Raw genomic sequence first — 23,680 nt, forward strand, 5'->3', positions numbered from 1 at the left:
AGACTCGGCCCCATGAGTGCCTGTCGTCGCGGACTGTTATCAATCCGAGGCAAGCAGCCACTGCGATTTCATCTGTGTGTTTTCGTGAGAAGTCGGATCGGGTCGTGAAGGGTGACTTCCAGGCTCTTTCGAGGACTGGAAGCACCTGATCAGTGGCAAGTGGCCCAGTTAAGGCCGACCTTGACCTCTCCGTCTGTGGGGCATCGCCAGGATGGGAAGGGATTCCCGGCCCGACGTGCAGTTTCGATAAGGATAGCACTCACTTTGTCCTCAAGGCCTTCGCGGACGGCGACCTGCAATTCGTCGTGAATCCAGCCCAGGAACACGAAGTCCCCGTTCCAGCCGTGCTTGAGCCCGGCCGCGATGAGAGCGTCCTCGGCGTCGGCGATCCATTGTTTACAAATAACGGCACCGGCCGACTGAAGCAGCGAATTGAGCGCCGCATGTTCTGATCGGACGGGTATCTTCCGGCCGTCCAGGCCCTTCAGCCATCCCTTCTTAGCTGCGGATTTCACAGCCGCGATGAGCTTGGCGAGCGCCGGGAACTTCTTCAGGAACCGGGCGCGGAGCTGTGCCCCTGCCTTTGCTCCCTTACCGATGATCGAACCGAGCTTTGCGTCTCCGGCACCGTAGAGGAAGGCGTAGATGAAGGTCTTCGCTACGTTCCGGTATTTCTTATGCTCCGGGTGGGCCGCTTCGTCGCGGACAGTGTCGTCCGGCAGGCCAAACAGCGCCTTGGCGTTCTCCCAGTGGATGTCCCCTTCGAGAACCACCTTGATGTACGCGCCGCCGTCGAAGGCGGCCATGAAGGAGCCAAGACAGCGAAGCTCTAGGCCGGACTGGTCAGCGCCGAGCTGTTTCCAGCCAGGGAGGACAGTGAAAAGCGCTCGACACTCCCACCCGAACTCAACACCCACTGAGGGAACTTGCGCCTTGTTGGGATCGTAATGGGTCGCTCGGCCTGTGACCGCGCCGTTGGTGTTGTAGCGTCCATGGATTTTCCCTTCTTTGGTGACAAGGCGCAACCAGGCTTTGTTGCCTTCGCCGAGCTGGCCGATGCGCTTCTGAATGAGGAAGAACCGGGCCAACTGCTTGGCCTCGGGGAACTTGAGCTTCGAGAGGACCTCGTCGTCCACCTTCGGCTTGCCGCTGTCGGTGAACTCACTGGGCTCCCATCCGTATTTGGCCTTCAGCCGGTCGGCGATATGGTCCCGAGAAGACGGGTTGAACTCAAAGGTCTCAAAGCGCTCGACCGGAACGCCCCTCTTGTATCCCTTGGTCTTGTTGTCGCGCTTCGGGATGAAGTCGTCGAGCTGTACCGTCCAGGGCGGGAAGAGCGAGCGGAGCGATTGGCTGAGGCTTTCCCGCTCGGCACAGAGGTTAGCGTAAAGCTCCTCAGCGGCCTTCCGGTCGAAGGGCCAGCCATTGCGCTCGATCTGACTGCAAAGGCGCTGGACGCGCATCTCCAGCTTCATGGCCTGTTCGCTGAAGCCCTGGTCGACGAGGTACCGATAGAGCGCCAGGTTGAGCCTGCCGTCCTGGATCATGTACTCGTGCATCCGGGGGTTCCATTCGGCCCACGGATCGAGGCCCTCGGCCTTCATCTCCTTGGCGTAGTCGCCCTTGCGTTCGGTACCGAGGCGGTAGCCCCAGGCCTCAAGGCTGTGGAGCCCGACGAACTGGCCGGGGAACTCCTTGGGCTTCTTGTACGGATAGGGACGATCCGGGTTCTGGAGTTCCCATTGCTCCAGCTTGGCCTTGTATGCCTTCCAGGCTTTCGCCAGTGGAAAGTCCGTGGCCTTGATGTCGCTGAAGACCAGCTTGGCCAGATTGACCGTGTCGATCAGCTTCTCAGCTGGCGGGACCGGGATGCCGTGGAGCTTCTCGATCACCGCGCAGTCATAGCCGATGATATTGTGGCCTATGAGCAGCTCGGCGTCCTGATAGAGCTTCAGGAACTTCCCGATCTCAGCGGGCTTGAAGTCCAGCACCTCTTCCGTGTCGATGTTGATGGCGACAGCGGAGTGGATGACCGAGACGGCGTCCAGGAGGCCGTTCGTCTCAATGTCGAAAACGTAGCGGCCCCCAGTCACTGAACGATCCTCAGGGGCGGGAGCTGGGCTTGGAGGACTTTACGCTCCCTGCGGAGCTGCTGGAGGCCGAGAGCGGCCCCGAGGGTGGTGAACTTGCCAGCGTCGGCGTCTGCCTGCTGACGAAGGATGCTGTCAGTCTTGCCCCGTATCCGGGACATGATCGTCTGCACCTCCCAGTCTTGCATGGGCGGTGGGGTAGTCATGGTATTTGTAGGTCCTTGTGCCTCTCGCTGGAGGCTAGTGGGTCTGTCCGGTTAGGGCTGAAGATCGTTTAGGCCGTCGATAAGGGCCGCGTAGGCCGCAGGCGCTGACGGGTCGACGAACTGCCAGCCTTGGTATTTCTCGGAAAGGCGCTGAAAGCGCTTCGAGCTCCGGTCGTACTGAGCGGCATCATCGCACCGAACGAGAGTAAAGGTCTCGTTGGCCTTATCGCGGACGTAAGCATCCGTTCGGAACACATTGATCCCGTCTGAAGCTATTTGGCAGATACCGAAATCAAAGCGGGGAAGAATGCTGTCCTGTCCAGAGCTGAGCGTTATGAGCTGAAAGTCGCTGTGCGGTCCTGCGATGTCAAAGACCCCGAGGACTTCTTCAGTGGCCCAGTTCTCGTACCCGCCCATTACTCCAATAAGAGCGGAGTCTGGGACCAGTTTTCCGACCTTCTCGCGGACTTCTTCGAAAGATGAGCCAGCATTTGGGGCAAAGATGTCGATGTCCTTGACTGGACGGCCGTTGTCGAGGTCACGGAGGCATCCCCCAGCGAGGAGGGAGCCAGGGAATACGGCGCAGACGTGCGCCAGGGTGGCCGCGTAGGCGGCAGGGATTTCCATTTTGAATTGTTCCTAGAAGTCGTCGCCCTCGTAGGGCGGGAAGCTGGCCCCGTCCGTCTTGGGCTCGGGGAACTCGCTCTCGATTAGCTGGGCGGTCTCGGGTTCGAACTTGAGGCACATGGTATTGCCGTTCGCCCGTCCGGTGTATCGGTCCTTCACGCACCTGAGGGTGCTGTATTGACGCATCTCGGGATCGTCGGCTTGCGTGTCCCGCTCCAGCCCGAAGGCGTAGTGGAACCAGGCGGCGATGGCTCGGGAGCCCTTGAAGTGCTTCAGCATCACCCGGCCGCCCTCTTCGTGCGGCTTGCCCTCGGGGGTCGCCAGGTGGCTCACCACAATGATGATGATTCCCAGCTCCTGGGCGAGGAGGCTGATCTCCTTAACGATGGTCTCGACTGAGGCCCTTTCGTTCGTCGGGTCGATCAGCGCCGTGAGGTTGTCCAGATAGACGATCTTCACGCCCTTCGAGACCGCGAGGTACCGAATGCGGGACTTGATGTCCGCCCATGCAGAAGCCGTGAAGTTTCCGCCGAAGATTATCTTGCCGCTATTGTCCAGGGCGTCGATAGCTTCGGTCAGCTCTTCTTGGGTGTATCCGCCCTCCTCCATGGGGATATGGAAAGGACGCCCGGCATACTTTCCAGCTACCCGCTTGACCGTCTCGCCTGGGGTTTGCTCCAGGTAGATCACGGCCGTCATTATGCCGAGCTGAAGGACGTCGAAGCAGATGGACTGTGTGCAGAAGTCGGTCTTGCCTACCCCTGCCCCGGCCCCGATCAGGTACGTTTCGCCCCATCGGCGGCCGAAGGTCCACTTGGTCAGCCTCGGGCTCCACCAGGGGATGCCCATCTCGACCGGCTTCAGTGCGTCGGCTCTCAGGTCCGCCACCGTGAAGATGCCGTCCGGCTTGAACTCTTCGGCGTTGAAGTAAGCGTTGGTGATCGCCCGGCCATCTCCAGCCATCAGGGCCGACCGGGCGTCCTTGTGGCCCTGTATCTCTCCGATGAAGGCCTTCCCGGCCGGAAGGATCGCTGCGGCCTTCCTGGCCCATTCGCGTCCCGTCTCGTCGGCGTCGAACAGGAGGACGACCTTGTCGAAGCGGTCCAGCCATTCGTAATGGTTCTTGAGGACGTCGACGGAGCCCTTCGCGCCGGTTGGGATCGACACGACTGGGTATTTGCCCCCAGTCAGCTGGTAGTAGGCTGCGGCGTCCCCTTCGCCCTCGAAGATGACCAGAGAGCGCGTGTCGCACCCTGGCCCCCATTTGTGCATGAGCCACAGGGGCGGCTTGCCTTCGGCGTGAGGGAACGAGAAGGTCTTGTCGAGGTCGAAGCGCTCCTTGTCGGCATCGCTCAGCTTGTACCTGATCTTCTGGCCCCAGAGGGCACCGTCAGGCGCGTGATAGTCGAAGGACAGACAGCCCTTGCGGGGGAGCTTAACGGGCTCTCCGTCCTCGTCGGGGACCTTCACGCTCCATTGGACGATCTTGATGCCCAGGGCGCGACAGGTCTTCTCATCAATGCCATAGGAAGAGGCGATTGAGACGACCTCCCCGGCGATAGCTTCGAACATGCGTTTCCGTTGTGATTGTTGGTGGCCCGCTCGGGGCTGATAGGCGTCGTCAGCTGTCTCCCAGTACCCACAGCCGAAGCAATGAGCCCTTCCAGACGCGTAGCGGCCGAGGTTGTCCCTGGAGCCGCATTCTGGGCACGGTTCGTGCTGGAGGAAGGCGCTGGTGTCCTTCTCGTAGTCAGCCGCCATGGCCGCAGGCCTTGAGGAAGGCGGTCTCGGAGCCGAAATCCTCGACCGAAGCGTCCGGCTGCCCATCGGCGAGCTTCATGACGTGGCGGACCCTGCCGGTCCAAGTGTGCTTTGAGCGGTGCAGGTAGGAGACGCACTCGTGCTTCACTGTGAATGCAGCAACGATGTCGTCCCCGTCATAGTCGGGCTCAACCACGATCCAGATAGCGCTGGCGCGGGCCATTGTGTTCTCCGATGATGTGGAATCTGGTGTGTGCGGGCCTTTCACCCGCTGGGGCGCAGCGCTTTACGGATATGTAGCTGAGTTCCTCAGTCCGCCTTCAGACAGGCTGCGGACGCCTGGGCCGGGACGCTACCGTTGTTCCCGATGCCAATCATGTTGAGGACGGACCTCTGGAGGCCCCTGAGGTGAAAGGGAGGAAAGCCCTCAGGAGCCACCGGAAATCCGATGGAATGAAGTGGGACCGTCTGTGCGTGTGTAAACGGTCCCACGACTGGGTTATTGTGGGCGGGGGCGCTTGCCTGCTTCCAGGATCGGAAGGCCCGCTTCGGTCGGGACGTAGATGATCTGTCCCTTCGAGTTTTCGAGGTTGTTGATGTAGAGGTAACGGAGGTAGCCCTCGGGACCGCCGAGGCCCTGGGCCACGATGCGGTTGGCTTCCGCTACACCTTTGGCGCGGATGATCTCGGCGTCCGCCTCCATCTTGGCGCTGTCGCGTTTCGCCATTGCGGCGCGGACAGCAATCTGGCGGTTCCCTTCGGCCTCAGCGAGCTGGGCCTGTCCGGCCATCCGGGAGGAATAGACGTTGTACTGCGGATAGAAGGCCATGCAGCCCCCGACGCCCCCGAAGGAGAGGAGGGCCACGAGGAGAATGATAACAACCGGCATCTTGGAACCTTTCTTCGCGGGAAAACGGCAGTCGATAAAAACCGGGGACGTCGAAGGTTATTCAAACGTCCCCGGTCGGGGTGCAGCTTCAAGCGCTGGGGTCTGTGTGTGCTGGGCTTCCACCAGCTGCGGATTTCTAGAATGCCTCTGCCCGTTGGTTCGCGCTGGGCAGCACGTCAGGACCGGCAGCGGTTCCCATACGGTGAACCTATATCGTCCTGCACTTATCCCCTCGGGCTGAGCCTCTGTGGGGGCTGCTGACTTCGATCAGTCGTGACGGAGCTGATAGAGGACGCCGTTCGCAATCTGGGCGTCGTAGCCGTCCAGCTCGACGAACTTGGTCACGCCATCGGCATCAGCGGCAACGGCCACGCCAAGAGCGTTGACCGCGTCCTGGAGAGCTTCCCCGGTGGACAGGACGGCCGAAGCGAGGCCGGTCTCGTTGAAGTAGACGGTCACGCCATCGTGCGTCAGGGAGACCTTGTCGAGGCCTGGGGTTGCGTCAGCCACATAGGCTTCGACGGCGGTGTTGAAGGCCTCAATGGCGAGCTGGAGGTCTGCGGGTTCGGCCATGGGCCTTTACCTTTCTATGATTTCTGGATGAGCCGGAACGGCAATCGGCCCTCAGTCGAGGACCAGGGTGTAACGCTTGTACTGGCGACCGCTGACAGGATGGGCCTGAAACGCGGACTCGATCTTGTACCCGGCCGTCCGAAGCTCAGCGATGCGGCGTGTAAACGAGCCGCTGTTGATGTCGATGTCCAGGAGGGCCTCACGCGGCGATGCGGTGCCTTTGGCCTGGAGATAGTCGAGGACCTCTTTGGCCCGTGGTGTCAGATGGGGCATGTTCGTCGGTCTTTCTCAGTTGGAGAACGGGACGTCGGGGTGTGCTGCTCGAAGGCGGCGCTGGTTGAGCGCCCTCTCGAACGCGAAGTAGCGGTGAGACGGCGTCAGGTAGGCCGTGTAGGCGTCTTCAATGTGCCGATAGGCCTCAATGCAGGCCTTGTGCGCCTCAACCATCCCCTGCTCCAGCTGCTCGTCCGTCATGTCGGCCGCTAGGTGATCTAGCTGGGCCACGAGGGACTGAACGCGCTTATGAGAGCCGGGGCGGTCAAGGCGCGGCGGGCGGTCGAAACTCACAGGTTGGCGTACTCCGCCTTGGCATCGAACGAAGGGCAGGCCTTGGCCACCTTGGGGAAGTCCCGGTGCCCTTGGATCACAGCGCCCTTGTATTTGGCCTTGAGGCTGCGGAGGAGCTGCTTGAGGGCGTCCTTCTGCTCGGGGGTCCGGGTGTCTTTCGGGTGGCCGTCTCGATCAACACCTCCGATATAGACCACGCTCAGCGCCTCGCTGTTGTGCCCGGCGACGTGGGAGCCGATAGCGCCTTCAGGCCGCCCGGTCTCAATCGAGCCGTTCAGGTGGACGACGTAGTGATAGCCGATGCCTGCCCAGCCCTGCTTCAGGTGCCAGCCGTCAATATCGGTGGCGTCGAAGTGCTTCCCCTCGGGCGTTGCCGCACAGTGGACCGCGATGAAGCGGGTATGAGGGCGTGGGCGGACGGGGCGGCCTTTCGGCCACGCGAAGATGCGTTGGGTCACTGAGGGTCTCTCTTTCAGGATTGATCAGGCAGCGGCGTTGGCGAGGGCCTTGTGCCGCGAAGGGTCGTTGGGCTCGTCCACCCAGGACTGGGGGATGAGCTTGTCGGCGAACGGGATGCTCCGCTTGGTGCACCAGTCCGCGTATGTTGTCTTGGAGCCCTTGCGAATCGGGCTCTTGGACCGGCTGAACACGAAGCGAATATCGAGCCCAGGATGCTGGGCCTTGATCAGCTCGTGCTTCTTTCGGTCGTCGACGTCGAAGATACCCTTGGTCTCAACGATGATCCCGTTCTTGAGGATCAGGTCGGGCGTGTAGGTGTGGTCGGTCGCGGGCTTATGGTAGCGGACCTTGACCTCTTCGTAGCGGTACGGGACCCCGCGCTCGTCGAGGTCCCGCATGTTCGCTTCTTCTAAGCCGGATCGCCAGGTAACTGCCTTGCGTCGTGGCTTAGATGTCGAGGCCACCGTTGTCGTCCGTGTCCTCTTCGTCCGTGCTGTCGTCTGCGTCGATGTTCAGGTCGTCGTCATCGTCCTCGTCGGAACCATAGGTGAACCCACCGCCGTCATAGGCAGAGAAGTTCGCGCCCTGGCCACCGCCCTTGACGAGCTTGATGAGCTGGACGCCCGTGAGGGTGAACTTGAGGCCGACTGTCTCGACCTCCTCGACCTCGCCGTCCGCGTTGCGGATTTTCTCGGTGCGGGTGTAATCCGTGAAGAAGCCCTGAAGCAGGCCTTCCGAGCCCGCGCCGATCTTCAGCTTCTTGAGGGCCTTCTCGGGGATGGGCGTACCGGCCGCGTCACAGATGGTCGGGGCGTACTGCGAATTGGTACGGAACATGAGCTTGCCGGTGGGTTCCCGCTTGCCCTTGTCGTTCTTGGCCGTTTCCTTCTTCAGCGGGAGCTGGGTGCCCTTCGCTGAAAGTCCGAACTGCTTGAGGGTGTCCTTGATGACTGCCTCAGCGCTCTTGGCGGCTGGGGATGCGGGATCGCAGATGCCGTCGACCTTGTACTTGTTGTCGGCGTACTGGCCCTCACTGTCCGGCGAGGTCAGGTGAGGATAGGCAAAAACGAATGGGCCAACTGTGGCCTGAATGCGTGGCTTCTTAGCCATGGTGTTTAGAGAAACTCTTGTGTGCTGATAGGCTATGATCGGCAAATATCGCCGAGTGTGGTGAAAGGTGAAGCTGGTAACTCAGCTTCCAAGGAATGCGGCTATCCGCGCCTGGTCCGACAAGGCGCTGTCGGCGTCGTCGCCCTCTTTGAGGACTCTTTTGACCGCATTCCGTGGTAACTGAGCGGCTGGCTATGTGTGCCGCGTGGTCTACATGGCAGCCTCCCGTCGCTCGTGACGTCCCCCAAAAGCAAACCACCCGGAACCTTTCGGAACTGGGTGGCCTGGGAGGTAGATGTGCATACGTCTGCACTAATGCACACTCGGCGATTGTTGCCGGGTGTGTAGAGGCTAGGCAAATGCGTATAGAGACTGGCGGATCAGGCTGAGTTCAAGGTCGCCTTTGGTTGGGATTGGGGGCAGCTTTTCGATGCCTTCATCCGAGAGGACCGAGCGGGCGTGGCGGTCGATCTCCTGAAGCGGACAGTATCCCTCGTACATCTCAATGAAGGCCTCCCGGATCACCCGGCCGAAGAGGTCCATATTGCCCGCATGGGTGCCGAAGCTGTCATGGATCATGGCGAAGTGCCTGATGCCCTGCTCCTTCGCGCGGACGACTGAAAGCTGGAGGTGGGCAGCGTCCATTGAGTGAATGACGTTCGGTGAGGAGGCTGACCGCATCTTCTTTTTGTTGATCCGCTTGGTGGGTGCTTCGCGCACCAGCATCGTCACCCGCGTCAAGACGTTTCCGGCAGCGTCGACCTTATCGGTGCTGGTGGGCACCAGGACCTTCCGGTCATAAAGCCATGTGTTGACGACCTTGGAGGTGTACTCACTATACCGCTGGATGATTGGCATCCCTGTGGGCGACGTCCAGGTCAATGAGAGGCTCTCGTGCGCGAGGATCGCAGCGACCGCCTGGACCCAGCTGGCTGCCTCATCGGCCTTGGGGGCCACGCTGACCACCGCCTGGTACGTGTGGGCCGCCAGGACCTGAGCGCAGTTGAAGCCACCGTCCGCCTGGAGGGAAATCTCCCCGGTGTCCTTGTCCGTTCGCTGCACGTCGAACTCGTAGGGGTGCTGCTCCCGCTTCCGCAAGGCGACCTCATCGGCCAGGGGCTGCATCGTGTCCTTCATGTGCTGATCGCGCATTCCGAACTTTCCGCTCCCGTAGAAGTAGGTCATCACGTTCCGCTTCACGTCTGAGCGGCCGAAGCCGACCTCCAGGATGCGCTGGGCGTAGACGTCGCCGTTGTCCGCCGCGATCTTCAGGGTCGGAAGGGCGGCTTCGGCCGTCAGCTGGTAGATGTCGCCGACCGTGTCCCGAGGCACCAGGTTGACGTGGTGCGCCTCCTCATAGGAGCGGGTGATCGCCGAATAGTGCTGAAGGCCCGAACAGCTCCCATCCGCCGCGATGGGGATATGCGAGACGAAGTCCTGGGAGAAGCCAGACTGCATCCAGGCATCATACTCGAAGCAGGCCTGGAGGAAGCAGAACGGGCTATCGGCCTTCGACCATCCTCCCAGCTCGCTGTCGTCGAGAAAGGTGCCCTGGGGGTCTCGGGCGTACATCAGGACTTCCAGCTCATGCTCCCGGACCCAGGCGATCCTCTCGGCGAAGGGCTTCTTGGAGGCCTTCCCGAAGTCGCCGCAGTTGGCGAGGTGGATCATGAGCCAGTCGCCGCCATTGGCCCCCAGCGGGACGCCCTCGGCGAACTGGAAGAGCGCCTTCATGTGGTCGGCCCTCTGGAAGTTGAAGTAGGGCACAGCGTAGACGCGGGACCTCCAGTCCAGATTATGGGGGATGTAGAAGCCCCCCTGCTCCGCCAGGAACTGCGCGGTGTCCATGTCCACCGCAAAGACCGCCCCCTCGACGCCAGCGGCCTGCCGGATGTTCCTAAGGTTCTGGTGCTGCCTGGCGAGGGCAATCCGCTCCCGCTTGGTCATCGCCGCCCACGCCTCGTCTGAGGCCCTGGGAGGCATCTCAGGGAGCGATGAGGCCGGAAAGGACGGAGAGGGCCGAGCGCCGACCGAACGTGTCCAGAGGACGGCCTCCAGGACGCGGGTGTCGATGGCGTAATGCGTCTCCTGGATCGCGTTCAGGGCTTCCAGGACGATGTCCATCTTGCCCTCGGTGATTGCCTTGCTGATCGCCTGGCGGTGGGCGCTGCTCTTGACCTTGGCGAGCGGGACGGTCTTGGAGAGCCGAACGTCCTCGTAGCAGCCGGTGTGGAACGAGACCCAAGGGCGCGGAGAGGTCAGCATGGGCTGGTGGAGCGGACGAAGCCAAGCGGCGGCGTCGACCATGCTGTTGAGAAGCTCGGCGGCCTCTTCGGTGAGCTGCACGACCTTCGGCTTGTCGGGGTGGATGCTGACTTGGAGGAAGATGTCCTTCAGCTCGATCAGGAGGACGCCAAGCACCGCACCGCCCGTCAGGGCCTTCCGGTCGCGAGGCCACTTGAGCTGAACGCCGAGGGCCTCAGCGATCTTTCCGTGCCGCCTGGCGTTGGCGGTTTCCTTGGCCTCTCCCTCGGCGAGCGCCAGGTAGCGCTTGGCCGCCTTCTTGTCCTTCTCCATGATCGCCCGGCCTTCCAGCTCGACCATGATGTTGTTGCCGATGTCCTCACAAATGTCCTGGAGATTGCCGCCCTTGGCGATGTGGTGGAACGTCCGGCTCAGCGACACGTAGGCCACGAGGTCAGCGTCCAGGAGCTGAAGGGGCTTGAAGGCCACGGACTTTCGCCCCTTGGCCACCGCCGCCTGTTCCATCCACTTTCGGAGACCGGCAGCGACCAGGGGGATGGCCCCCTTGATCAGCTTGGCGACCGCGTCGGTCTTCTCGAAGCCTTCCCGCTTGGCCTTGCGCTCTTGGGCTTCTCGGTACCTTTCAGCCCCCAGTGAAAGGGCCGCATCCTCAAGGCTGAACTCTACGTCTCTTGTATCATCAAGGTACAATTTTGCTCTCCTTCCGAGGTGGGATTATCGCCGGTTGTGGAATGACTACATCCGGCGAGGATTGAAGGCAAGAGGGACCTGCCAAAAAGATTTAGCCCAAAAGGGGGAGACGCACCGGAGGCAAAAAGATGGCCTCCACTGGAACCCCAATGGAGGCCGATCAGGCACTTAGCGGGCCATCCGGTCGTTAACGTCTTAAGCCGCTGATATTTGCCGATATGGGATATTCCACACTCGGCAATAATCCCACATGGGGTTACAGGCACCTAAATCCAGCGCGTCTACCAGTTCCGCCACGCCCGCCCGGGCCCGTCAATGAGCCGGGTCTATAGCAGGCTATGCGGCGGGGGCAAGTCGGCGCTGCGTCGATCCGGAATGCCGATGGGCGGCGGCCTGAATGAGACTCATATCGGTCCTATGTTTCGCCCGACATTGGCCTGCCGCGATCCACGCTGTTACGCCCCCAAGGCGGCCTGCAGTTTCGGATCGTTCACCGCCACGACATTACCGAGCCGAAAATCGTCCAATTTATATTCATACGGCCTGAAATCGACGTAATTTGGGTAGACTTTGCCAATAGCATACCCATGTGGCTCAAGAATGTCGTAGATGTTCTTGAGTGTGAATCCGCCCGGTAGATAGGTTTCCCCGTATTCCATCTGAATTATGGAGGGAGCATCTTCGGAGGCCACGAGCCTGGACAGGCCGCGCAGTACAGCAACGTCATGTCCTTCAGTGTCGATTTTCAGGAACTGCGGCGCTGGAGCTTGCCCCTCTTCGATCAGCCGATCACCGCGAACAACCTGACATTCGACCATTTCCACATTGCCGTCAAAGAACTTTGAGCCCACACGAGGATTGATCGAGTTGCTGGTGTCGAAATCCTTGGACCACGCCACGGAAACCGTTCCGTCTTGATCGGAAAGCCCGCAGTTGAATGTCTGGTGTTCCACCGTGTCCGCAAGCTGCTCATGAATACGTGGAACAATTTCAAAGCTAACCAATTTTGCTCCGTCCAGACGCTGTCGAGCGACCGTGGCCCATTCCCCGGTGTGCGCCCCTACATCCCAAACGGTAAGTCCTTGTCTCCACCTGTTGACCGTCTCCATGACTCGGCGTTCGCCATTGCACTCAAAGTCAAAGTTGTTCTGATTGTGGAAGTACCAGAGATAAGCGTCACAGGCGCGGGCGACACGAGCCAAGAGCTTGGAGCGCCGATTTTCCCTTACATATACCTGAATGCGTTTCTTAAGCACTGAAATGTCCCCGCTAAATCCGCTTAGAATTATCAGCTAAAACAGGAATCGACTACTTTGTCACTGGCATGGTGACAGGGTTGCGGAAGGCTTTGGACCTATTCCCAAAAGACCCATGGGTAGAGAGCTTGGCTCCAATCCTCGCAAGCAGGCTATGCGGCGGGGGCAAGTCGGCGCTGCGTCGATCCGGAATGCCGATGGACGGCGGCCTGAAGCAGCACATCCTCCCATTGGGAAAGGACCCGATCCGGCTCGAAGCGCCTGCTGTCGGACTTGGCGGCCTGGGCCAGCCGGTCCCGCAAGGCCGGGTCATTCATCAACAACGCCATTGCCCTGGAAAGTTCCTCGACATCCTCCGGCGGGACTAGCAGGCCGTTCTGGCGATGCTCCACCATTTCCGCCGGTCCCCATGGGCAATCGAAAGATACGACCGGAAGCCCCGCCGCCATCGCTTCCAGAAGCACGATACCCCAGCCCTCGTACCGCGAGGAAAGGACGAAGACGTCTGCGCTTTCTATCCAGCCGCCCGGTCGCTGGCTTAGGCCTGGGAAATGAACCCGACCCTCCAACCCGAGGCCATGCACCAGACGCTCCAGCGTCTCGCGTTCAGGGCCTTCGCCCCACAGCGCAAGCGTCCAGTCGGGAAAGCGACGCGCGATCCGGGCGAACGCCTGGAGAAGCAGATCGAACCCCTTCTGATGGACCATCCGGCCAACCGCCGTCAGCACCTTGCCGTCCCGCCTGGCGACGACACCGTGGGGCAAGGTCGCGAAGTTCGGGATGACCCAGCTTCGCCGCCGATGGCTTTCGGGAAAGAACGACAAGGCCCCGCTGGTCATCACGACCAAGCCATGCGCGCGGGGATAGAAGAGCGAGCGAAGCCGGTTCCAGTTCGGCCCGACCTCCTGCATCGCCGGGTTGTTGCGCTCCGACACGATCACCGGCACGTCCATGCCCACCGCCGCCATCAGCGACTGGACGTTGGTGCGTGTGAGGAAGCTCAGGATGACATCCGGTTTCAGCCTGGCGAAAACGCGGCGCAAGCCCAGGATCCGGCGGATCGCCACCCATCTTCCCCGGAAACGTCCATAGCGAGCGGCGGGCAGCCCCAAGCGGACGATATCGACGCTGGAATCCAATGGATAATAGGATTGCGCATCCGTCGCCTCAGGCGTGATGATCGTCACCCGCCAGCCGTTACGCGCCAGCCGGTTCGCCAGCATGCTGACAACCCGCTCGGTCCCTCCCGCGCCAATGCCCGACAGGACGATCGCGATGGCGAAACCACGCGCGTCTTCCGTCCCGCCTTCAACCTTCTGCATCCAGGTCCCCCGACCCATGTTGGACGGCAGCCGCCGACAGGGGTTGCGCCGATGCTGGCCCGACCCGACGGTCCCGTCACCGCCTCCTCCTGCGCGACCCCGGAGACAGCGAGCCAAACAGTAGCAAAGGAATCCCGTTATCGGGGAAGGCGTTGGGGGTAGTACCTTTCAACAGGGGCAAGAGCGGTGCCCGCAAAGCAAATAGTAACCACTCCGCCTTATTCCGCGTGGCTGGAGGCGCTGACGTGACGCGATACACAATGCACCGAATTTTGTCGGGAGGCGGGTTTCAGCCATTCAGCGTGGCATCGCTTCAGCTGGCGCTCGTCATCGGCATATTGCCCAACATCATGTTTCTGGTGGTGATGCCGTTCTTCATTGCCAGCCGCCTCGCGTCGCCGCTTCTATACGCCATGGCGGGACTCCTCGCGCTCCTTCTGCCGCGATGGGCGACCTTTCCCCTGCTGTTCGCCGCCGCAGTGTCTGACCTGATGCTAATCGTGGTAGGCGCCTTCCACCTGAAACTGACTTCCGCAATCAAATCGATCAGCTATCTCTCCACCCTCAATCCCACCGCTTCGTTCTTCTACCTGGCCTTTGCAGCAGCCTTACTTGCGACAGCGGGGCTGATCGGTGGACTGCTGCTCCGCTATCGCTCACAGTTTCGAGCTGCCTCGCCAACACCGGCGGCAATCATCGCCTGTTTGTTTGCATTGCTCGATCTCACCGCCAACTTTCCTTATGTCCGTGCATCGGCGGAGGGGCTGGGATTCCAAAGCGCAGTTAATCAGGCCGGGCTTTCCGCGGACATTGTAGCGAGGCGAGGCCATAATCTCTTCATCGTCGTCATCGAAGGAATGGGCGCATTTGCCGCTGAGAACGACCGAGAAATCGTCGCCGGATCATTGAAGACCATTGCAGCTAGATATCCCTATGAATTTCAGCATGGCACTTCCTTTTACAACGGGTCTACGACAGATGCGGAATCCCGCGAGCTTTGCGGAAAACGGGGAGATTTCCGGACCTATCTACCTGATGGCCACTATCCGTGCCTTCCTCGGCAGCTAAGTCAGCTCGGCTACCGGACCATAAGCTATCACGGCTTCAGCTCGGCCATGTTCGAGCGCCAGCGCTGGTATCCCAACATCGGCTTCAAGGAGATGAATTTCGAGGAAGAGCTGTTGGCGCAGCACGCCACCCTTCTGCCCTCACGTTGCGGGAGCGTGTTTCCGGGACTCTGCGATAGCGAAATGGCGGAAGTGATCAGAAGAGAACTAATCGCCCCATCCAATACACCTAAAATGGTCTACTGGCTCACGCTCAACTCGCATATCCCCTATGTTCCGAAGGCTAATGGCTCTTTGGACTGCACGGGAGACCGCCCCAAAATCGACGAGAAGACGGTCTGCGAGCTTGCCGAGTACTGGAAGGAAGTCATGGACGCAGTCGCTGGAATTGCGAGCGATCCGGCTTTGCCGCCTACCGACATTCTCATTGTTGGAGATCACCACACTCCGCTGTGGAACCGCCGTGCAAAGAACAAATTTGTTCTGAACAAGGTGGACTGGTTCCTGCTTCGCTCAACGGAGCGAAGGCATAAGGCCGTTAGCTCAACGCCTTCTTGAGCAGCTCGTTTACCACGGCGGGATTGGCCTTGCCGCCGCTGGCCTTCATCGTCTGGCCAACGAAGAAGCCGAACAGCTTGTCCTTGCCGTCGCGATATTCGGCGACCTTGTCGGCGTTGGCGACCATCACCTCGGCGATGACGGCCTCGATCGCGCCGGTATCGGACGTCTGCCGCAGGCCCCTTTCCTCGACGATCTTCGACGGATCGTCGCCGGTCTCCAGCATCAGTTCGAACACTTCCTTGGCAAGCCGGCCCGACAGCGTGCCGTCGGCGATCAGCCCCAGAAGCTCAGCCCCCTGCGCGGGCGAGACCGGACTGTCGTCGATGTCTTTGCCCAGCCTGTTCAACGCACCGAAAAGGTCTGAAATCAGCCAGTTGGAAGCCTGTTTTGCGACATCACCTTCGCTTTTTCCTTGCACCGCGGCGGCCTCGCGGAGCAGCGTCTCGAACCACTGCGCCGTTTCCTTCTCCGCCGTCAGGACGCTTGCGTTATAGGGCGGCAGCCCCAGCGCATCGATATAGCGGCGGCGCTTTGCGCCCGGCAATTCGGGCAGGCTATCCTCGCACTCGCGGAGGAAGTCCGCCGTCAATTCCAGCGGAAGCAGGTCGGGATCGGGAAAATAACGATAATCGTGCGCGTCTTCCTTCGAGCGGAGCGAGCGAGTCTCTACCTTGTCGGGATCGAACAGCCGGGTTTCCTGCACGATCGCGCCGCCGCTCTCCAGCACATCGACCTGACGGTTCGCCTCATATTCGATAGCCGCCATGACGAAACGCACCGAATTGACGTTCTTGGTTTCGGTGCGCGTGCCAAGCGGGTCGCCCGGCTTCCTGACCGAAACGTTCACATCGGCCCGCATCGAGCCTTCTTCCATATTGCCGTCGCACGAGCCGACGTAGCGCAGGATCGACCGCAGCTTCCTGAGATAGGCCCCCGCCTCGTGCGGCGAACGCATGTCCGGCCGCGAGACGATTTCCATCAGCGCCACGCCGCAGCGGTTGAGATCGATATAGGAACGTGTCGGATGCTGGTCGTGCATCAGCTTGCCGGCATCCTGCTCCAGATGGATTCGCTCGATGCCGATGGTCTTGGTGACGCCTTCCTCAACGTCGATCTCGATCGATCCTTCGCCGACGATGGGGTGATAAAGCTGGCTGATCTGATAGCCCTGCGGGAGATCGGCATAGAAATAATTCTTGCGGTCGAAACGCGACCAGGGGTTGATGACGGCGTTCAGCGCCATGCCGGTGCGCACGGCCTGGCGCACGCATTCCGCGTTCAGCACGGGCAACATGCCGGGCATGGCGGCGTCGACCAGGCTCACCTGATTGTTCGGCTCCGCGCCGAATTCGGTCGATGCGCCGGAAAACAGCTTTGCATGGCTGGTCACCTGGGCGTGAACTTCCAGCCCGATCACGACTTCCCAGTCGCCGGTCGCGCCCTGAATGCGGTAGTTGCTCTTCATCTTGTCAGACATGGTTCCGGTGGCGGCGTTTCTGGGCTGCGCTTCTGCCTTTTGGCGCTGCCAAGCACAAGCCCCGGCAATGCGTGACGCGTATCAACGAAGCTGGAGAAGGGCGATGCCGCCGGATTCGGCCGCAATGCGCACGCCGGGAGGAAGCGGCCGGGTCAACCGTTCGCGCCCGCAGATGATCGCATAGTCATAGCGCCTCTCCTTCCCCAGCATCGCCAGACGCTCATCATAATAGCCCGGACGCGCGTGAAGGCTGGAGTCATTCGGCCCATTGCTTTCAACCACGGCGCTCTCCAGCGGCCCCTTGATCCTGAGCGGCTGCTGGCTGGGGCTCGCAAACAGAGGCGCCACGCTGCCGTGCGTGAGGACCGCAAGCGGCCGGTACATCTGGCAGCGCGGAGTCAGCCCATCCCGCTTGTCCTCGCCCGTTGGAAGAATGTCGATGACGAGCGCGCCTTCAGGAACCGCAGCCATGACGCGCGTATAGTCGGCGTAATCGCCGGCATAGGCCGACCAGCCGATGAAGATGGCCGCGATCCGGACCAGCCCGATTGTGAACAGCGCGGCCAGCACGGCCCTGGCCCCGCGCCCTATCGGCTCGGACATCGCCAGCGCCGACACAAGCAGCAGCGCCACCACCAGCGGGATGCGATCGGAGACATAGCCGACGCCGAACAGGCTGGGCGGCATCGCCGCGCAAAGCAGGATCAGCCCGATGAGCGCGGGCCAGCACCAGCGATGGAGCCGCATCCAGCCCTTCCACAGGGCGAAGGCGATAAGCAGCGCCGTGCCGATGAACGTCGCAAGGTCGAGCAGGAGATAGGGGCTTTCCGCAACCCGGAAGATGGTGCGCAGACGATACCAGAACTCGAAATCCAGCCGCTCCGCCAGCGTCCCGCCCGATGCGTGCTGGCGAATGGCGTCGAGGGTCGATCCGCTCTGCCCTTCGGCGCTCGATGTGGGCATCCGGAGGAAAAGCACGACCGGGACGATGGCCTGTGCGGCCAGCAGCGCCGCCTTGCGCCCCAGCCCGCCAACGGTCCGCTCGCGCGCATGCAACCATCGGCCGAACTCCAACGCTCCCAGCAGGACGCCGTAAATGGCGAAGGCGAAGCCGTGGCAGAAGAAGATCGCGAGCGCCCCGGCCGAGGCCGCCGCCGACGCAATGACAGGACGTTCGCGCAACCGGAACCACAGGCCCAGGTTCCAGAACACCAGCCCCAGCCCCAGCAGGAAATTGCTGAACCCCCAGTTGAAGATGTAGCTGTAGAGCAGCCCGAGCAGCAGCACCGCAGGCAGCGGATCGGCCCGGCGATGAAGCGTTCGGTGCAGGAAAATGACCCCGCTGAACTGCACCAGCAGGATCAGCGCCGCGATCAGCCGGGCGGCGGCAAGCGGCGGCATCACGCCAAGCAGCGGCGTCGCCAGCGCATCCAGCCCCAAGTTGGGAAGCAGCGCCCAGGCGGAAGCGTAATTGGCCGCAAGCCGCGCCTCGTCCAGGTGCGACAGCACATAATAGCGGGCGATGTGGTTATAAAAATCTATCAGCGGCAACACGGGCGTTGCGAGCAGCGGGATCATCAACAGGATCGCGCAACCGAATGTGAGGACGCCGACCCGCGCCGTGCCGTTCATGCCCTGCGCGACCCGTATCGGGACGGCGCATCGTCGTCAGACAACCGCGGTTCGGTCTGCCCTTCATCGAGGCCGATCTGTTCCCTGACGATATAGAGCGGCCGGGCCTTCACCTCGTTGAAGATGCGGGCGACATATTCCCCGATCACTCCAAGCCCGGTCAGCATGATTCCGTTCATGAACAGCATCACCGTCATCAGCGAGGCATAGCCGGGCACCGGATTGCCCAGCACCAGCGTCTTGCCGATGATCCACAGCATGTAGAGTGTCGAAATCAGGGCGCAGGACGCGCCGATATAGGTCCATATCTTCAAGGGCGTGGTGGAAAAGGAGATGATCCCTTCCAGCGCCAGACCCCACAGCCGCAAGGGCCTGAACTTGGTCTCTCCGGCGCTTCGTTCCGGGCGGGCATATTCCACCACCACCTGTCGGAAGCCGAGGCTGGCGAAAAGCCCCTTCATGAAGCGCTGCCGTTCTCTGTACTGGCAGAGAACCTCCACCGCCCGCCGGTCCATGAGCCTGAAATCGCCTACGTTCGATGGAATATCAACCGAACTCAATCGGCCCATGACCCGGTAGAATGCCGAAGCGGTGCTGCGCTTTGCCCAGCTGTCGCTCGATCGGTCCTTCCGGGCAGCGAGGACGACGTCATAGCCCTCGCGCCATTTGGCGACCATTTCGACGATCAGTTCGGGCGGGTCCTGCAGATCGACGTCGATCGGCACGACAGCGCGGCCGGTGCTGTGATCGATCCCGGCGGTAAGCGCGATCTCCTTGCCGAAATTGCGGGAAAAATCGAGGATCTTCACGCGCGAATCCTGCCGGTTCGCTTCGCGCAGCACGGAAAAGGTGCGGTCGCTGCTGCCGTCGTTGACGAAAACCATCTCCCAGCGCGGAGAGATTTGTTCGATGATCGGCGTCACCCGCTCCAGAAAGAGGGGGATCGCCTCTTCCTCATTATAGACGGGAACGACCAGGCTGATCTCCGGCCGGCCAGCGCCCGTGGCTTCGAGCCCGCTCATTCCGCCGCCCTTCTGAACACGAGCGTCCGCGACCCGATGAAGTTGAAGACCACGACGACGGCCGTTGCGACAAGGCTGCCCGGACGCAGGCCAAGCACGGGGGTGAGCAGGTGTACGCCGGTGCTGAACATCACTGCGCCGATAACATTCAGGATGACAAAGGCGATGAACTGGTGGTGGGCCTTTCGTTCATGCTGGCCGGCGAAGGTCCAGAACTTGCTGACGATGAAGCTGTGCACGGTGGCAACGGCATAGCCGATGAAGCTCGCGATCCATTCGTCAACGCCATAGCGCTCGTTCAGCACGAACAGTATGACAAGGCAGATGCTGGTGTTGAGTACACCGGTGACGCCGAAGCGCAGGATCTGCCCGGCAAGCTCCCGATTCCTGCCGCCTGCTGGCGTGCCCGCCGTGTTCTTTGAAGACCTCGTGTCCACCTCGGCAGGCCCGTACATATTTGCGCAACCCTTTTTGCCCTTGCAGATCGTTATTGCGGTGCAAAATGCGGCAATGCACCTGTTTATCCCTGAATCATTGCCGCCTTGTTAGGAAAATACGCTCAACCGTAACGAACCTACCACCATCTGTTAGGTTGCGCCACGAACCCGGCGGCCTGCTCAAGCGCATAGGAGGCATTGAGCACGCCCGCCTCGTCCAGTGGCCTGCCGATAATCTGAAGCCCGAGCGGAAGCCCCTGCGCATCCAGCCCGCCGGGCACCGACATCGCGGGCAGGCCCGCAAGGCTCGCCGGAACGGTGAAGACGTCATTGAGGTACATGGCGATCGGGTCCGACACCTTCTCGCCAAGCGCGAAGGCGGCCGACGGCGCGGTCGGCGTCAGAAGCACGTCGCACTTGTCCCAGACCTGCTCGAAGTCGCGCGCGATCAGCGCCCGCACCTTCTGCGCCTTCATGTAATAGGCGTCGTAGAACCCCGCCGACAGCACATAGGTGCCGATCATGATGCGCCGCTTGACCTCCGCCCCGAAGCCCGCCGAGCGGGTTTCCGCATACATGTCGTCAAGGCTGCCGTTGTCGGGCGCGACGCGCAGGCCGTAGCGCACCCCGTCATAGCGCGCGAGGTTTGAGGATGCCTCGGCCGGAGCGACGATGTAATAGGTCGCAAGCGCATGATGCGTGTGGGGAAGCGAGACTTCGACGATCTCCGCCCCTGCACCCTTCAGCCATTCGACGCCGTCGGCCCAGAGCTTGTCGATCTCGCCGGGCATGCCGTCGACGCGATATTCCTTCGGGATGCCGACCCGCACGCCCTTGAGGTTGCCGGTGAGCGCCGCTTCATAATCGGGCACCGGCAGATCGAGCGAGGTGGAATCCTTCGGATCGAAACCCGACATTTCCTTGAGCAGTATGGCGCAATCGCGCACGTCCCGGGCCATCGGACCCGCCTGATCAAGCGAGGAAGCGAAGGCGACGATACCCCAGCGCGAACAACGGCCGTAGGTGGGCTTGATGCCGGAAATGCCGGTGAACGCGGCCGGTTGGCGGATCGAGCCGCCGGTGTCGGTACCGGTCGCTCCCGCCACGATCCGCGCGGCGACCGCAGCCGAGGAACCGCCGCTGGAGCCGCCGGGCGCGAGCGGAGCCGTATCGCCTCCCGAGCGCCGCCATGGTGAAATCACATTGCCGAAAGCGCTCGTCTCGTTCGACGAGCCCATGGCGAACTGGTCGAGATTGAGCTTGCCCAGCATGCCCGCACCCGCCGCGAAGAGCTTTGCAGTGACGGTGGATTCATAGGGCGGCGTGAAGCCTTCCAGGATCTTCGACGCAGCGGTGGTCTGCACGCCCTTGGTTGCGAACAGGTCCTTGATGCCCAGCGGCACGCCGGAAAGCGGCCGCAGTTCGCCCGAGGCCCTGCCCCGGTCCGCGACATCGGCCGCCGCGAGCGCATGATCGGGCGTTTCCACGATGAATGCGTTGAGGGCGCGGCCGCCCTCGACCGCGCGGACATAGCTTTCGGCCACTTCGCGCGCCGAAAAGGCGCCCTCGCGAAAGCCATCGCGCAACTCGGCGATCTTGAGTCCGGTCAGTTCGGTCATTCGATCACCTTGGGAACCGCGAAAAAGCCATGCTCCGCCTGGGGTGCGTTGGCCAGCACCTCGTCACGGATGCCGCCGTCGGTGACATTGTCTTCCCGCAGACGAAGATGGTTGGGGATGACAGCCGTCATCGGCGCGACGCCGTCGGTGTCGACCTGCTGAAGCTGCTCGATCCAGCCGAGAATCCCGTTGATCTCGGACTCCAGATGCGCGGCTTCGCCCGGCGCGAGCCTGAGGCGCGCCAGCCTGGCGACACGTTCCACCATGGCGGCGTCGACAGCCATTCCCTACTCCCTTTCAGTGCGGACGAACGCGCCTAACAGGCGTGGCGGCAAATCTCAATCGCCCAGCAGCGCCTATGCCTCCACAAGCGCGCGCCAGCGCCGCTTTCCGCATTCCCGCTTGCAATAGCCCCGGCTCCCCCTAGCTTCGCCCGAAAATCGAGGAACCGGGATTCGATGCTTGCGCGGCGCTTTTTGTGGATCATCGTAGGAATTGTCATGCTCGCGCTCGCAGCGGCTTTTGGTTACCGGATGTTTGGAGAACAGTTGCTGAAGGCGGCCATGGTGCCTTCGGTGCCGTTCGCGGAAAGCAAGCAGGATTCGAAGCCCGACTATCGCCGTCCGGCCATGTGGCTGTCGCGGCCGGACCTGCCGGACGATCCCGCCCGCTGGGCGCCCGAGGGATATGGCGCCGCAGCCCGGCCGACGATTGCGACATTTTATGTCGTGCCGACCACCTATCTTCGCCGCGACCGCTGGAACGCCCCGCTGGACGACCGTGAAGCGAATGAACGCGCGCGCCTGTTCGCCCAAACCCAGGCAAGCGTCTTCAACGGAGTCTCCGCGACATGGGTGCCGCGCTACCGCCAGGCCACCTTCGGCGCTTTCCTGACCGACAAGGCCGATGCGGAAGCGGCGCTGGATTTCGCCTATCAGGACATTCTGGCAGCGTTCGAGACGTTTCTCGGCGCAATTCCGGCATCGCGGCCCATCATCCTTGCAGGGCACAGCCAGGGCTCGCTTCATCTAATGCGGCTGCTGAGAGACCGGATCGCGGGAACTCCCCTCTCCCGCCGCATCGTCGCGGCCTATCTGGGCGGTTGGCCGGTGTCGCTGGAAGCCGACATCCCGGCTCTGGGGCTGCCCGCCTGCACCAAGCCTGGCGAGGCGCGCTGCGTGATCGCCTGGCAAAGCTATGCCGAGCCTGCCGAGCCGGGAGCGGTCGCAAAGGTCTATCACGCCTCTACCGGCCTGACCGGCAAGCCCCGGCAGAACACCGAGATGCTCTGCGTCAATCCGTTGACCGGCGCTCCGGCCACCGCCGCCCCTCCTACGGAAAATCTGGGCGCGCTGCGGCCAAGCGAGGATTTCTCCACCCTTTCGCTGGAAGCCGGAAAGATCGGCGCGCGCTGCGACAAGGGCCTGCTTCTCATCGGTCCGCCGCCGCTTGGCTTTGGCCGCTATGTCCTGCCCGGCAACAATTTTCACATCTACGACTATGCCTTGTTCTGGGCCAATCTGCGTGCCGACGCGGAAGCGCGCGCCGCCAGCTTCGCAAAGCCGTGGTGATTACGGTCGAACCCGGCGCATTTCGCGATTCGCTTGACGACGGGGGCAGGCTCGCCGGGCTGGATGTCGGCGTCAAAACCATCGGCATCGCGCTCTGCGACGCAGGCTGGACCATCGCCTCACCTGCCGAGACGATCCGCCGCACAAAGTTTTCAAAGGACATGGCGGCGCTTTCCGCATTCTGCGCCGCCCATGCGGTGAAGGGGCTGGTGATCGGGCTGCCGCTGAACCTGGACGGCAGCGATTCGCCGCGCACCCAGTCCGTCCGCGCCTTTGCCCGCAACCTCCAGCCGCTTGGCCTGCCGATCCTGCTGTGGGACGAACGCTGGTCCACCCAGGCAGTGACTCGGACTCTGATCGACGCCGACCGAAGCCGCGCCCGACGGGCCGAGCTGGTCGACAAACTTGCCGCCGCCTATATTTTGCAAGGCGCGATCGACCGGCTGGCTATGGCTTGAGACTTGCGGAAAAGCGGTCTA

The 23,680-nt window shown here is 61.9% G+C and carries 24 protein-coding genes; 3 read left to right on the forward strand and 21 right to left on the reverse strand.

Annotated features, from left to right (window positions below; all coding sequences use genetic code 11):
• Window positions 1-149 precede the first annotated feature (149 nt).
• The 15 genes from BSL82_RS03870 to BSL82_RS03940 form a co-directional block, all read right to left on the reverse strand.
• Window positions 150-2,093, reverse strand: a complete 1,944-nt coding sequence (locus BSL82_RS03870; RefSeq protein WP_072596121.1) for a DNA polymerase — start codon at window positions 2,091-2,093, stop codon at window positions 150-152.
• Window positions 2,090-2,296, reverse strand: a complete 207-nt coding sequence (locus tag BSL82_RS03875) for a hypothetical protein (protein ID WP_158010671.1) — start codon at window positions 2,294-2,296, stop codon at window positions 2,090-2,092. The genes BSL82_RS03870 and BSL82_RS03875 overlap by 4 nt, the downstream gene beginning before the upstream one ends.
• Window positions 2,297-2,347: 51 nt before the next feature.
• Window positions 2,348-2,923, reverse strand: a complete 576-nt coding sequence (locus BSL82_RS03880) for a Gabija anti-defense Gad2 family protein (RefSeq protein ID WP_072596123.1) — start codon at window positions 2,921-2,923, stop codon at window positions 2,348-2,350.
• A 12-nt stretch (window positions 2,924-2,935) separates the two neighbouring features.
• Window positions 2,936-4,684 carry a DnaB-like helicase C-terminal domain-containing protein gene (locus BSL82_RS03885; RefSeq protein WP_072596124.1) on the reverse strand — a complete coding sequence of 583 codons (1,749 nt, stop codon included), beginning with the start codon at window positions 4,682-4,684 and terminating at the stop codon, window positions 2,936-2,938.
• Window positions 4,674-4,907 (reverse strand): hypothetical protein, encoded by a 234-nt coding sequence (locus BSL82_RS03890; protein ID WP_072596125.1) that lies wholly within the window; start codon window positions 4,905-4,907, stop codon window positions 4,674-4,676. The genes BSL82_RS03885 and BSL82_RS03890 overlap by 11 nt, the downstream gene beginning before the upstream one ends.
• A gap of 276 nt (window positions 4,908-5,183) precedes the next feature.
• Window positions 5,184-5,573: an SPFH domain-containing protein gene (locus BSL82_RS03895; protein ID WP_072596126.1), complete on the reverse strand. Its 390-nt coding sequence runs from the start codon at window positions 5,571-5,573 to the stop codon at window positions 5,184-5,186.
• A gap of 267 nt (window positions 5,574-5,840) precedes the next feature.
• Window positions 5,841-6,146, reverse strand: a complete 306-nt coding sequence (locus BSL82_RS03900) for a hypothetical protein (protein WP_072596127.1) — start codon at window positions 6,144-6,146, stop codon at window positions 5,841-5,843.
• Window positions 6,147-6,197: 51 nt separating this feature from the next.
• Window positions 6,198-6,419, reverse strand: coding sequence for a helix-turn-helix domain-containing protein (locus BSL82_RS03905; RefSeq protein WP_072596128.1), 222 nt, complete (start codon window positions 6,417-6,419; stop codon window positions 6,198-6,200).
• Window positions 6,420-6,434: 15 nt separating this feature from the next.
• A complete protein-coding gene (locus tag BSL82_RS03910; protein ID WP_158010672.1) occupies window positions 6,435-6,620 on the reverse strand; it encodes a hypothetical protein in 186 nt (61 codons plus the stop codon).
• 89 nt (window positions 6,621-6,709) lie between these two features.
• Window positions 6,710-7,171, reverse strand: coding sequence for an N-acetylmuramoyl-L-alanine amidase (locus tag BSL82_RS03915; protein WP_226998609.1), 462 nt, complete (start codon window positions 7,169-7,171; stop codon window positions 6,710-6,712).
• Window positions 7,172-7,195: 24 nt separating this feature from the next.
• On the reverse strand, window positions 7,196-7,636 hold the full coding sequence (locus tag BSL82_RS03920; protein WP_072596130.1) for a GxxExxY protein: 441 nt from the start codon (window positions 7,634-7,636) through the stop codon (window positions 7,196-7,198).
• Complete coding sequence (locus tag BSL82_RS03925; RefSeq protein WP_072596131.1) at window positions 7,620-8,282, reverse strand: DUF2815 family protein; 663 nt, start codon at window positions 8,280-8,282, stop codon at window positions 7,620-7,622. The genes BSL82_RS03920 and BSL82_RS03925 overlap by 17 nt, the downstream gene beginning before the upstream one ends.
• Before the next feature lie 351 nt (window positions 8,283-8,633).
• A complete protein-coding gene (locus tag BSL82_RS03930) occupies window positions 8,634-11,237 on the reverse strand; it encodes a DNA-directed RNA polymerase (RefSeq protein ID WP_072596132.1) in 2,604 nt (867 codons plus the stop codon).
• Between the two features lie 455 nt (window positions 11,238-11,692).
• Window positions 11,693-12,493, reverse strand: coding sequence for an FkbM family methyltransferase (locus BSL82_RS03935; RefSeq protein WP_158010673.1), 801 nt, complete (start codon window positions 12,491-12,493; stop codon window positions 11,693-11,695).
• A gap of 152 nt (window positions 12,494-12,645) precedes the next feature.
• Window positions 12,646-13,815: a glycosyltransferase family 4 protein gene (locus tag BSL82_RS03940; protein WP_072598580.1), complete on the reverse strand. Its 1,170-nt coding sequence runs from the start codon at window positions 13,813-13,815 to the stop codon at window positions 12,646-12,648.
• A 245-nt stretch (window positions 13,816-14,060) separates the two neighbouring features.
• Between BSL82_RS03940 and BSL82_RS03945 the strand changes: the two genes are divergently transcribed.
• Window positions 14,061-15,440, forward strand: a complete 1,380-nt coding sequence (locus BSL82_RS03945; RefSeq protein WP_158010675.1) for a sulfatase-like hydrolase/transferase — start codon at window positions 14,061-14,063, stop codon at window positions 15,438-15,440.
• Here BSL82_RS03945 and gatB read toward each other — a convergent pair.
• From gatB to gatC, 6 genes are all read right to left on the reverse strand, one after another.
• Entirely contained in the window at window positions 15,421-16,920 is a 1,500-nt protein-coding gene (gene gatB, locus BSL82_RS03950; protein ID WP_072596135.1) for an Asp-tRNA(Asn)/Glu-tRNA(Gln) amidotransferase subunit GatB, read from the reverse strand. The two genes, BSL82_RS03945 and gatB, sit on opposite strands and share 20 nt — an antisense overlap.
• 81 nt (window positions 16,921-17,001) lie before the next feature.
• A complete protein-coding gene (locus BSL82_RS03955; RefSeq protein WP_072596136.1) occupies window positions 17,002-18,552 on the reverse strand; it encodes a hypothetical protein in 1,551 nt (516 codons plus the stop codon).
• Complete coding sequence (locus BSL82_RS03960; RefSeq protein ID WP_072596137.1) at window positions 18,549-19,574, reverse strand: glycosyltransferase family 2 protein; 1,026 nt, start codon at window positions 19,572-19,574, stop codon at window positions 18,549-18,551. The genes BSL82_RS03955 and BSL82_RS03960 overlap by 4 nt, the downstream gene beginning before the upstream one ends.
• Window positions 19,571-20,029: a GtrA family protein gene (locus BSL82_RS03965; RefSeq protein ID WP_072596138.1), complete on the reverse strand. Its 459-nt coding sequence runs from the start codon at window positions 20,027-20,029 to the stop codon at window positions 19,571-19,573. Before BSL82_RS03965 ends, BSL82_RS03960 begins: the two co-directional genes overlap by 4 nt.
• A gap of 119 nt (window positions 20,030-20,148) precedes the next feature.
• Window positions 20,149-21,630, reverse strand: coding sequence for an Asp-tRNA(Asn)/Glu-tRNA(Gln) amidotransferase subunit GatA (gene gatA, locus BSL82_RS03970; protein WP_072596139.1), 1,482 nt, complete (start codon window positions 21,628-21,630; stop codon window positions 20,149-20,151).
• Complete coding sequence (gene gatC, locus BSL82_RS03975; RefSeq protein WP_072596140.1) at window positions 21,627-21,914, reverse strand: Asp-tRNA(Asn)/Glu-tRNA(Gln) amidotransferase subunit GatC; 288 nt, start codon at window positions 21,912-21,914, stop codon at window positions 21,627-21,629. The genes gatA and gatC overlap by 4 nt, the downstream gene beginning before the upstream one ends.
• Window positions 21,915-22,130: 216 nt before the next feature.
• On the opposite strand from gatC, the gene BSL82_RS03980 reads away from it, so the two are divergent.
• Complete coding sequence (locus BSL82_RS03980) at window positions 22,131-23,201, forward strand: DUF3089 domain-containing protein (RefSeq protein WP_226998610.1); 1,071 nt, start codon at window positions 22,131-22,133, stop codon at window positions 23,199-23,201.
• Complete coding sequence (ruvX, locus tag BSL82_RS03985) at window positions 23,198-23,659, forward strand: Holliday junction resolvase RuvX (RefSeq protein ID WP_072596142.1); 462 nt, start codon at window positions 23,198-23,200, stop codon at window positions 23,657-23,659. The genes BSL82_RS03980 and ruvX overlap by 4 nt, the downstream gene beginning before the upstream one ends.
• The last annotated feature ends 21 nt before the right edge of the window (window positions 23,660-23,680 follow it).

It is taken from the genome of Tardibacter chloracetimidivorans (genome assembly GCF_001890385.1).
In the GTDB taxonomy this organism is placed as follows: domain Bacteria; phylum Pseudomonadota; class Alphaproteobacteria; order Sphingomonadales; family Sphingomonadaceae; genus Tardibacter; species Tardibacter chloracetimidivorans.